Below are 11102 nucleotides of genomic sequence, written 5' to 3' on the forward strand. Positions count from 1 at the left end.
CGCGGGTGAGGCGGGCCCGGGCGTCCTACGGTTGGGGGCGTGACACGTAGATCGCCCCTCGCCCTGGCGGCGCTCGCCACTGCGGCGGTGCCGGGCCTCGACGTGGTCGCGACCCGCTCCCCGCAGAGCACGACCGCCGACTTCCAGGTCACCGGTGTCCTCGACTCCGGTGGCCGCCACTGGGTGGTCCGTTGCCCGCTGCACGCGTCGGCGGGCGCGTCGCTCGAGGCGGAAGTGTCCCTGCTCAGCAACCTCGCGGTGCACGTCCGCGAGGGCGCGCTGCCCTTCGCCGTCCCTGAGCCGGCAGGGTTCGCCGCCCTGCCCGAGGGCGGACGGGCGATGGTCTACCGCCAGCTGCGCGGCCGCCCGCTCGACCTCGAGCGCCTCGGCCCGGGCCCCGGCCTGGCCGCGGACCTCGGCCGCAGCCTGGCCGCGCTCCACGAGCTGCCGGCGCGCGTGGTCGAGGACGCCGGACTGCCGGTCTACGACGCCGACGAGTACCGCAAGCGCTCGCTCGCGGAGGTCGACGCCGCTGCCCGCACCGGCCACGTGCCCACCGTCGTCCTGGCCCGGTGGGAGCGGGCGCTGGAGGACGTCGCACTGTGGCGGTTCCGCACCACCCCCGTCCACGGCGACCTCGCCGAGGAGCACGTCCTCGTGCTCGACGGCGAGGTGAGCGCCGTCATCAGCTTCTCCGAGGCGCACGTGGGCGACCCCGCCGTCGACCTCGCCTGGCTGCTCGCGAGCGCCCCCGAGGACTGCCTCGACTCGATCGAGGAGGCCTACGCCCTGGCGCGGCCGGAGAACGCCGACACCTACCTCCTCGACCGCGCCCAGCTCGTCGGGGAGCTGGCCCTCGCCCGCTGGCTCATGCACGGCGTCAACACGGGCAACGAGCAGATCGTCACCGACGCCGTCCAGATGCTCGAGGACCTCGCCGAGCAGATCCGCGACGCCGAGCCCATCGGCTACCGCGAGCCCGTCGTCGTCCCCGGGCGCCCGGAGGACTGGACCGAGGAGGACGAGGACGTCGACGCCGTGGAGGCGGACGACGACGAGGGCCTCGACCCCAACGCCACCGCCGAGCTGCCCTTCCTGCGCGAGGAGGCGGACGAGGAGGCCACCCCGGCGAGCGACGAGGACGCCGCCCCGGTGAGCGGCGGGGACGACGAGCGCACCGGGCACTGAGCGTGGCTCCCGGCCTCACGAGGCCGCCTATCGTGGCGACGTGACAGACCGCGCCTCCACCACCCGGCCGGCCAGCACGCTGCGCCGGGACGCCGCGCTCACCGCCGTCCTCGCGGCGGTGGGCGTCCTCGCCGTGTGGTGGCTGTTCGTCACCACGTCCCTCGGCCAGCGCGTGGAGAGCACCACGCTCGACGGCTCGCGCATCGGGCGGTGGCGGCTGTCCGAGGGCAGCCAGACAGTGCTCGACGTCGTCTCGGTGCCCTTCCTCGTCGTCGTCATCCTCGTCGGTGTCGTCGTCGCGCTGCTCCGGCGGCAGTGGCGGGCCGCCCTGGCGGTCCCGGTCCTCGTCGGTGGCGCCAACGTGACGACGCAGGTCCTCAAGTACGAGGTCCTCACGCGGCCGGACCTCGGCATCTCCGACGCGGTCGCGAACTCGCTGCCGAGCGGGCACACGACGGTCGCGGGGACGGTGGCCGCCGTCGCCCTCCTCGTCGCCCCGCCCCGCTGGCGCTGGGCCGTCGCCCTCGCGGGGTGGGCCTACGCGGGCGGGACGGGGCTCGCGACGATGGTCAACGGCTGGCACCGTGCCTCCGACGTCGCCGCGGCGATGCTCGTCGTCCTCCTCTGGGGAGCGCTGGCCGTCCTCGTCGCGGGGCCGGACCTGCACAGCCCGCGTGACCGTCGCACCACGTTGGCACTCCGCCTGCTCGTCCTCGGGGCGGGCGTCTGCGCGATGATGGCCGGCCTCTCGTTGGTCGTCACGGCGGGCGTCACCGCCGCCAGCCGCACCGAGCTGCTCATCGCCTACGGCGGCGCCGTGCTCGGTGTCGCCGCGGTCACCCTGGTCAGCGCAGGCCTGCTGCTTCACCTCACCACCGGCTCCGAGCACCGCCCTCGGCGGTAAGTGCACTCTCGGCGATAACTGCACTCTCGGCGGTAGGCGGGGTGTGGGCGGATGCGGTGGGGGCTCTCCGGATGCGGAGCGTGCCCTTCCGGTGTTGTCTATGGCCAACGTCGGCCGACGGAGGCCGGCCGCGACGCCGAGGAGGGCACGTGCGACGACCGCGAACGACGATCACGGTCCTGACGCTCGCCCTGGCCGCCGGCCTCAGCGCCTGCGCCAGCGAGTCCGGGCCACCCGTGCTCACCTGGTACATCAACCCCGACGACGGCGGCCAGGAGGCCCTCGCACAGACCTGCACCGAGGAGGCCGAGGGCGAGTACCGCATCGAGACCTCCCTGCTCCCCCGCGACGCCGCCTCCCAGCGCGAGCAGCTCGCCCGGCGCCTGGCGGCCTCCGACGAGTCGATCGACATCATGAGCCTCGACCCGCCCTTCATCCCCGAGATGGCGGCCGCGGGCTTCCTCGCCCCGGTACCCGAGGAGCTGCAGGACACCGAGGACGTCGTCCAGGGCGCCGTCGACTCCGCGACGTGGGACGGCGAGCTCGTCTCCGTCCCCTTCTGGGCCAACACCCAGCTGCTCTGGTACCGCAAGTCGGTGGCCGAGGCGGCCGGCCTCGACATGGAGCAGCCCGTCACCTGGGACCAGCTCATCCAGGCCGCCACCGAGCAGGACCTGCTCCTCGGGGTCCAGGGCACCAAGGCGGAGTCGCTCACCGTGTGGATCAACGCGCTCATCGCCTCCGCCGGCGGCGAGGTCATCTCCAACCCCGAGGCACCGGCGAACGAGGTGGAGCTCGCCGTCGACTCCGACGCCGGCCGGGCCGCCGCCGCGGTGCTCCAGCAGATCGGTGAGGGTGGCCTCGCGGGCTCGGGCTTCCCGACGGCGGACGAGAACGCGTCGATGAACCTCTTCCGTGGGGACGACGGTTCCTTCATGGTCAACTGGCCCTTCGTGTGGCCGGCGATCAACGGCTCGAACCCGGAGATCGTCGAGGACATCGGCTGGGCCATCTACCCGCGGATGGACGAGGGCACCGACGCCGCACCGCCCGTGGGCGGCATCAACCTCGGGGTCAGCGCCTTCAGCGAGCACGTCGACGCCGCGTACGACGCCGTCGCGTGCATCGTGCGGCCCGAGCACCAGGCCGAGTACTTCGTGACCAACGGCAACCCGCCGTCGTCGGTCGAGGCCTACGAGGACGAGCGCGTCCAGGAGGACTTCCCGATGGCCGACACCATCCGGGAGTCCCTCGAGCTCGCCGCTCCCCGGCCCCAGACCCCCTACTACAACGAGGTCTCGATCGGCCTGCAGGAGACCTGGCACCCGCCCGCGTCGGTCGACCCCGAGGAGACACCCGGGTCCTCGGCCGACTTCATCACCGCGGTCCTGCGAGACGAGAGGCTGCTATGAGCTCGAACATCCCGGCGGCCGGTCCCGCGGCGGACCGGCGCCCCGACGCCCCCACCCGACGGCCCGACTCCCGCCCGCGCCGCAGGCGCGGTTCGGACCGCTCCCGCTCCGAGGCGCGGCTCGGCTGGTACCTCGCCGGCCCGGCGTTCGTCGTCATGCTCCTCGTCACGCTCTACCCGATCCTCCAGGCGCTGTACGACTCGCTGTTCTCCCTGCGGCTCACGGCGCCGGACGACACCGAGCTCGTGTGGTTCCGCAACTACCAGGTCGTGCTCGGGGACCCCGCGTTCCTCCAGTCGCTGTGGATCACGATCGTCATCACCGTCATCACGGTGCTCATCGAGCTCGTCCTCGGCTTCCTCCTCGCGCTCGTCATGCACCGCGCGATCAAGAACCTCCGCGGCCTCATCCGCACGGCGATCCTCGTGCCCTACGGCATCATCACCGTCGTCTCGGCCTTCGCGTGGTTCTACGCCTTCGACATCAACTCCGGCGGCTACGTCAACAACTGGTTCAGCTGGGTCCCGGGCATCACCGAGGACCTCAACTGGTTCTCCGCCCAGGGGACCTCGCTCTTCGTCATCATCGCCTCCGAGGTGTGGAAGACGACGCCCTTCATCTCCCTGCTCCTGCTCTCCGGCCTGGCCCAGGTCCCCGGTGACCTCGAGGAGGCGGCGAAGGTCGACGGCGCCACCGGCTGGCAGGTGATGAAGCGGGTCATCCTGCCGAACATGAAGGCCGCGATCATGGTCGCCGTCCTCTTCCGGGCGCTGGAGGCCTTCCGGATCTTCGACAACGTCTACATCATGACCAACGGCGCGAACAACACCGAGGTCCTCTCCCTGCTGGCCTACAACACCTCGATCGGCCGCCTGGAGATCGGGCTCGGCTCGGCAATCTCGGTCCTGCTGTTCCTCTGCGTCCTCATCATCGCGGGCATCGCGATCAAGGGCTTCAAGGTGGATCTCGCCGGCTCGACGGGAGGCAAGTGATGAGAGGCCTGTCCACGAAGCAGAAGGTCGGGTGGGTGGCGATCACGCTCGTCGTGCTCGTGTGGTCCCTCTTCCCGGTCGTCTCCATCCTCATGACCTCGTTCAAGACGCAGGCCGGCCTCTTCTCGGGGACCTTCCTGCCCGAGGAGTGGACGCTGGAGAACTACGAGACCATCCTCGCGCCCGGCGGCAGCGCCCAGGACCTCTTCCTCCCCTCGCTGCGCAACTCCATCGGCATCTCGCTCATCGCGACCTTCATCGCCGTCGTCCTCGCGACCCTGTGCGCCTACGCCATCGCCCGCCTCGACTTCCGGGGCAAGCGGGTCATCCTCACCACCGCCCTGGCCGTGTCGGTCTTCCCCGTCGTCTCGATCGTCACGCCACTGTTCAACCTGTGGCGCACGATCGGCCTCTACGACACGTGGGCCGGCCTCGTCATCCCCTACCTGTCGCTCACGCTGCCGATCTCGATCTGGACGCTGGCCGCCTTCTTCCGCCAGATCCCGTGGGAGCTGGAGCAGGCGGCCCAGGTCGACGGCGCCACCCCGTTCCAGGCCTTCCGCAAGGCCGTCGTCCCGCTCGCCGCCCCCGGCGTGTTCACGACGGCGATCATCGCCTTCTTCATCGCGTGGAACGACTTCGTCTACGGCATCTCGCTCACCTCGACGAGCGCCGCCCGGCCCGTCCCGGCGGCCCTGTCCTTCTTCACCGGCGCCTCGCAGTTCGAGGAGCCCACCGGCTCGATCTCGGCGGCGGCCATCGTCGTCACGGTGCCGGTCGTCATCGTCGTCCTGCTCTTCCAGCGGCGCATCGTGTCCGGCCTCACCCAGGGCGCAGTCAAGGGCTGAGGCCCGAACGACAAGGAGACTCCCATGGCATCGATCACCCTCGACAACGTCGTCAAGACCTACCCGGACGGCTTCACCGCGGTCAAGGGCGTGGACCTCGACATCGCCGACGGCGAGTTCGTCATCCTCGTGGGCCCCTCCGGCTGCGGGAAGTCCACCCTGCTGCGGATGATCGTCGGCCTCGAGGACATCTCCGACGGCGAGCTGCGCATCGGTGGGGAGGTCGTCAACGACAAGGCCCCGCGCGACCGCGACCTCGCCATGGTGTTCCAGAACTACGCGCTCTACCCCCACCTCACCGTCTACGAGAACATCGCCTTCCCGCTGCGCCTGGCCAAGGGCGAGTACACCGAGGAGCAGATCGACGAGCGCGTCCGGGAGGCCTCCCGGCTCCTCGAGCTCGACGAGCACCTCGAGCGCAAGCCCGCCAACCTCTCCGGCGGCCAGCGCCAGCGCGTGGCCATGGGCCGGGCCATCGTCCGGCGCGCCAAGGCCTTCCTCTTCGACGAGCCGCTGTCCAACCTCGACGCCAAGCTGCGCGGGCAGATGCGCACCGAGATCGCCCGCCTCCAGCGCAACCTCGCCACCACGACCGTCTACGTCACCCACGACCAGACCGAGGCGATGACCCTCGGCGACCGGGTCGCCGTCCTGCGGCGCGGTGAGCTGCAGCAGGTCGCCAGCCCGCGCGGCCTGTACGACCAGCCCGTCAACCTCTTCGTCGCCGGCTTCATCGGCTCCCCGCCGATGAACTTCCTCCCGGGGATCGTCGAGGGCGACGTCCTGCGCCTGCCCGTCGTCGACGTCCCGATGGACGAGCGGATGCGTGCCGCCGTCGGCAACCGGGACGTCGTCATCGTCGGCATCCGCCCCGACGCCTTCGAGGACGTCGACACCATCGAGCCGGCCCGCGCCGAGCGCGGGGTGCGCTTCGAGGTCGACGTCGACGTCACCGAGTGGCTGGGTGAGGTGCTCTACGCCTACATCCCCTTCGAGACCCACGAGGCCGTCAAGGCCCAGCTCGAGGAGCTCGACCGGGACCTCGACGGCGAGGGCATGCGTACCCAGCTCATCATCTCGCTCGACGCGGCGAGCACGGTGCGGCCCGGCGACCCCGCCGAGCTGTGGTTCGACCCTGCCTCGCTCCACCTCTTCGACCCGGAGTCCGGGGATAACCTCACCCGCAGCGAGGAGCGGGCCGCGGAGCTCGAGGAGGAGGCCCGGGCGATGCGCGAGCGGGCCCTCGAGCGGGCGCGGCGCCGGGCCGAGAAGGACGGCCAGGGCGAGCGCACCTCGGAGGCGGCCCGCACCCGCCGCTGACCGAGGGGCCCGCCAACGTCCGCGTGAGGCGAGCGCACGCGACTGCGACGAGCGCTAGCGAAACGACACGCGCGCTCGTCGCTCTCGCCTGCGGTCGCGGTCGCGGGATGGCCGGGCACCGGCGTGCCGTGGCGCTTCGCTCGCAAAGGGCTCGAACTCGTATGGCCCGGGTCACACCCGGGGAAATATCTCACCATACGGACAGACTTTCGGGCGCTCGGAACGGGCCACGGCGCAGGGCGACCTTCCCGCATGGTGCCACGCCAGACCGCCGCTCCCCGCACCGGCGGGAAGCGGCCCGGATCGGCCGGTGATGCCGTCGGACGGCTGTCGGACGGCGCCGGACCTCGTTAACGTGGTCGGCCGTATGCCCCCCGCCACACCAGCAGTACCCCGTGTCCCCGCCGCCGTCGACACCGGCGGCGACACGCCCGTGACCGTGCGGCCCCCGCAGCCGGCCGAGGGCGCCGACATGTGGCGCCTCGCCCGCGACTCCGGCGCCCTGGACCTCAACACCTCCTACGCCTACCTCCTGCTCGCCCGCGACTTCGCGAGCACCTGCCGGGTGGCCGTGGTCGACGGCGAGGTCGTGGGCTTCCTCCTCGGCTACCGCCGCCCCGAGGAGCCGGCCACGCTGTTCGTCTGGCAGGTTGCCGTCGACGCCGCACAGCGCGGTCGGCGGCTGGCCGCCCGTCTCCTGGCCGATGCCGCCGGCGGCGCGCGTTTCGTCGAGGCCTCGATCACCGCGGACAACACCGCCTCCCAGCGCCTCTTCGAGAGCTTTGCCGCCGAGCGCGGCGCCCCCCTCGTCCGCAGCGAGCTCTTCGCCGCCGCGGACTTCCCCGACGCCGGACACGAGACCGAAGGGCTGGTGAGGATCGGCCCCCTGGAGCCCATCGAGAGCTGAACCCCCACACCGACGCGTACCGCCACGAAAGGCAGCCTTCCCGATGACGATCACCACCCCGACGACGACCGAGCTCGAGTCCCAGGTCCGCAGCTACTCGCGCTCCTGGCCGGTCACCTTCGACCGCGCCGTCGGCGCGACGATGTACGACACCGACGGCACCCCCTACATCGACTTCTTCGCCGGTGCCGGCTCGCTCAACTACGGGCACAACAACCCGGCCCTGAAGAAGGCGCTGCTCGACTACCTCGCCCGTGACGGCGTCGTCCACTCCCTCGACATGTTCACCGCCGCCCGCGAGGAGTTCCTCCAGACCTTCGCCGACACGATCCTGCGCCCCCGCGGCCTGGACCACAAGGTCGTCTTCCCCGGCCCGGGCGGCGCCAACGCCGTCGAGGCCGCCCTCAAGCTCGCCCGCAAGGTGACCGGCCGCGAGTCGGTCATCAGCTTCACCAACGCCTTCCACGGCATGACGCTGGGCGCGCTGTCGGTCACCGGCAACGCGATGAAGCGCGGCGGCGCGGGCGTCCCGCTCGTGCACGCCACCCCCATGCCCTACGACGACTACTTCGACGGCGGCGTCGAGGACTTCCTCTACCTCGAGCGGCTGCTCACCGACGCGGGCGGCGGCCTCAACGAGCCGGCCGCCGTCATCGTCGAGACCGTCCAGGGCGAGGGCGGGATCAACGCCGCGCGCGCCGAGTGGCTGCGCAACCTCGCCGACCTGTGCAAGCGGCACGGGATCCTGCTCATCGTCGACGACATCCAGATGGGCTGCGGCCGCACCGGTGGCTTCTTCAGCTTCGAGGAGGCCGGCATCGTCCCGGACATCATCACGCTGTCGAAGTCGATCAGCGGCTACGGCCTGCCGATGGCGCTGACCCTCGTGCGCCCCGAGCTCGACATCTGGGAGCCGGGCGAGCACAACGGCACCTTCCGCGGCTTCAACCCCGCCTTCGTCACCGCCACCGAGGCGATCCGCCGCTACTGGTCGGACGACGAGCTCGAGCGCAGCACAATCTCCCGCGGCATGGCCATCGAGTCGCGCTTCAACGCGCTCGTCGCCCGCTACGAGCGCCACGGCCTCGTCGCCAAGGGCCGCGGCCTCGCCCGCGGGCTCCAGTTCGCCTCCGGCGAGGTCGCCGGGCGCGTCACCCAGGAGGCCTTCGCCAACGGGCTGCTCGTCGAGACCTCCGGTCCCGACGACGAGGTGGTCAAGCTGCTGCCGCCCCTCACCATCAGCCCGGCCGAGCTCGAGGCCGGGATGCGGATCCTCGAGCAGGCCGTCGTCACCGTCCTCGAGAACCAGGAGAACTGAGCCATGATCGTCCGCAGCTTCCACGACCTCGACGACACCGAGTTCGACATCCAGACGCCCAACTGGCGCTCCAAGCGCATCATCCTCGCCAAGGACAAGGTCGGGTTCTCCGTCCACGAGACCACCCTCTACGCCGGCACGGAGAACGAGTTCTGGTACGCCAACCACATCGAGGCGGTGATGATCATCGAGGGCGAGGGCACGATCACCGACCTCGGCACCGGCGAGACGCACGAGCTGCGCCCCGGCTCGATGTACCTCCTCAACGAGCACGACAAGCACGTCGTCCGCCCGCGCACGGAGATCCGCACCATCTGCGTCTTCAACCCGCCCGTCACCGGCCGCGAGGTCCACGACGAGAACGGCGTCTACCCCCTGATCACCGAGGCCTGACGCCCCCCGTAACGCCGAGAGCCGGATTCTCCTGGAGAATCCGGCTCTCGGCGTTACGGGCTCCTGGAGGTTACAGGTCCTGCAGCCAGCGGAGCAGCAGGCGGGCGCCGTAGCCCGTTGGGCCCTCGGGGATCTCGTCGTGGGCCTTGGTCGCGCGGCCCGCGCCGGCGATGTCCAGGTGCGCCCACGGGGTGTCCCCCGCGAAGTGCTGGAGGAAGAGCGCCGCGGTGATCGAGCCGCCCGAGACGTGCGGGTCGCGCGCCTGGTGGGAGATGTCGGCGACGGCGGAGTCCAGGGCGTGCCGGTAGGAGTCCACGAGCGGCAGGCGCCAGGTGCGCTCCCCGCTCAGCTCGCCGGCCGCCTCCAGCGCCGCGGCGAGGGAGTCGTCGGTGGCGTAGAGGCCGGCGTGCGTGCGTCCCAGCCCGAGGGTCACCGCGCCGGTGAGCGTGGCGACGTCGACGAGGACGTCGGGACGCGCGGTGTCCCGCACCCAGGCCATCGCGTCGGCGACGACCATGCGGCCCTCGGCGTCGGTGTTAGAAACCTCGATCGACGTGCCGTCGTAGGCGCGGACGACGTCGCCGGGGCGGTAGGACGAGGCGCCGAAGGCGTTCTCGGCCAGCGCGAGGACGCCCACCACCCGGTGGGGCACCTGCAGCTCGGCGGCGGCGAGCACGGTGGCGAGCACTGCCGCGGCACCGGCCATGTCGGTCTTCATCCCGACCATGGCCTCGCGCGGCTTGATCGAGATGCCACCGGTGTCGAAGGTGATGCCCTTGCCGACGAGCGCGATCGTCCGCCCGCCTCTCCTGCGCGGGTCGTAGGTGACGGTGACGAGCCGCGGCGGGGTCGCCGAGCCCGAGCCGACGGCGAGCAGCGCACCCATCCCCTGGGCGCGGATCCAGGCCTCGTCGTGCACCTCGACGCTCACGCCGGGCACGCCGGTGGCCAGCTCCCGAGCCTGCTCGGCGAGCCACTGGGGGTTCTTGACGTTCGACGGCGTGGCCGCGAGGAAGCGGGCCCGGACCGTCGCGGTGGCGGCCGTGCGGGTCGCGGCGATCGCCGCGGTGTCGCCCTCGTTGCCGAGCAGGAGCAGGCGCGCGGCAGGCGGCTTGCCCGGCCGCTCGGCCTGCGCCAGGCGCGGGCCGCGGTAGGCCGTGAGCCAGAAGCCCTCGAGCAGGGCCGCCAGGCCCGTGCTGCCGGCGAGCGTGCCGACCGGGGTGACGACCGTCCCCAGCCCGACCGTGGCGCGGCACAGGGCCGAGCCGACCTTACGCATGGCGGCCGGGCCGGCGTCGCCCACGCCGAGGAGGACGAGGCGGCCGGGCAGCGCGTCCCAGCCGAAGTCGCGGCCGGGCAGCGCGCGGGGCAGGTCGAGGACCGCCGACTCGCCGGCGCGGCCGGTCAGGCCGTTGCGGGCGGCGAGGTCGACGAGGTCGATCCCGTAGCGCGCGGCGGCGTCCACCGTCCCGGGACGCGGCTCGACGCCCTCCTCGCCGGCACCGGCCGGCGCGACGGCGACGACGACGGCGTCCGCCCCCGTGAGGGGGTGGTCGACGAGGGACCCGGCCTCACCGAGGACCTCGGGCAGCTCGGTGAGACCGAGGTCGCGCAGGGACGTCAAGGGTCAGGCGGGGGCGACGGCGCTGAGGGCCTCGCTGAGCTCTCCCGCCTCGGCGGGGGTGAGCTCGACGACGAGACGGCCGCCGCCCTCGAGGGGAACGCGCATGACGATGCCGCGTCCCTCCTTCGTGACCTCCATCGGCCCGTCCCCGGTCCTCGGCTTCATCGCGGCCATCTGGCACCCCATTCCTTCCACG

At 72.0% G+C, this 11102-nt stretch carries 11 protein-coding genes; 9 read left to right on the forward strand and 2 right to left on the reverse strand.

What is annotated here, in order from left to right:
* Window positions 1–39: 39 nt before the first annotated feature.
* From AA0005_RS14355 to AA0005_RS14395, 9 genes are all read left to right on the forward strand, one after another.
* Entirely contained in the window at window positions 40–1188 is a 1149-nt protein-coding gene (locus AA0005_RS14355) for a macrolide 2'-phosphotransferase (protein WP_413450814.1), read from the forward strand.
* Between the two features lie 40 nt (window positions 1189–1228).
* On the forward strand, window positions 1229–2092 hold the full coding sequence (locus AA0005_RS14360; protein ID WP_413450815.1) for a phosphatase PAP2 family protein: 864 nt from the start codon (window positions 1229–1231) through the stop codon (window positions 2090–2092).
* 149 nt (window positions 2093–2241) lie between these two features.
* On the forward strand, window positions 2242–3504 hold the full coding sequence (locus AA0005_RS14365; RefSeq protein ID WP_413450816.1) for an extracellular solute-binding protein: 1263 nt from the start codon (window positions 2242–2244) through the stop codon (window positions 3502–3504).
* Window positions 3501–4496, forward strand: coding sequence for a carbohydrate ABC transporter permease (locus AA0005_RS14370; protein WP_413450817.1), 996 nt, complete (start codon window positions 3501–3503; stop codon window positions 4494–4496). Before AA0005_RS14365 ends, AA0005_RS14370 begins: the two co-directional genes overlap by 4 nt.
* The gene (locus tag AA0005_RS14375) at window positions 4496–5344 is read left to right on the forward strand and encodes a carbohydrate ABC transporter permease (protein WP_413450818.1); all 849 of its coding nucleotides are present in this window, start codon (window positions 4496–4498) and stop codon (window positions 5342–5344) included. The genes AA0005_RS14370 and AA0005_RS14375 overlap by 1 nt, the downstream gene beginning before the upstream one ends.
* 24 nt (window positions 5345–5368) lie before the next feature.
* On the forward strand, window positions 5369–6664 hold the full coding sequence (locus AA0005_RS14380; protein WP_413450819.1) for an ABC transporter ATP-binding protein: 1296 nt from the start codon (window positions 5369–5371) through the stop codon (window positions 6662–6664).
* Between the two features lie 367 nt (window positions 6665–7031).
* A complete protein-coding gene (gene ectA / locus AA0005_RS14385; RefSeq protein WP_413450820.1) occupies window positions 7032–7571 on the forward strand; it encodes a diaminobutyrate acetyltransferase in 540 nt (179 codons plus the stop codon).
* Window positions 7572–7614: 43 nt separating this feature from the next.
* On the forward strand, window positions 7615–8889 hold the full coding sequence (ectB, locus tag AA0005_RS14390; RefSeq protein ID WP_413450821.1) for a diaminobutyrate--2-oxoglutarate transaminase: 1275 nt from the start codon (window positions 7615–7617) through the stop codon (window positions 8887–8889).
* A gap of 3 nt (window positions 8890–8892) precedes the next feature.
* Window positions 8893–9282: an ectoine synthase gene (locus AA0005_RS14395; protein WP_413450822.1), complete on the forward strand. Its 390-nt coding sequence runs from the start codon at window positions 8893–8895 to the stop codon at window positions 9280–9282.
* 70 nt (window positions 9283–9352) lie between these two features.
* Here AA0005_RS14395 and AA0005_RS14400 read toward each other — a convergent pair whose 3' ends face one another.
* Both AA0005_RS14400 and AA0005_RS14405 read right to left on the reverse strand, forming a co-directional pair.
* Complete coding sequence (locus AA0005_RS14400; RefSeq protein ID WP_413450823.1) at window positions 9353–10906, reverse strand: leucyl aminopeptidase family protein; 1554 nt, start codon at window positions 10904–10906, stop codon at window positions 9353–9355.
* Between the two features lie 3 nt (window positions 10907–10909).
* Complete coding sequence (locus AA0005_RS14405) at window positions 10910–11080, reverse strand: DUF3117 domain-containing protein (RefSeq protein WP_110852098.1); 171 nt, start codon at window positions 11078–11080, stop codon at window positions 10910–10912.
* Window positions 11081–11102 lie beyond the last annotated feature (22 nt).

It is taken from the genome of Georgenia phoenicis, from assembly GCF_047302425.1.
Taxonomy (GTDB): Bacteria; Actinomycetota; Actinomycetes; order Actinomycetales; family Actinomycetaceae; genus Oceanitalea.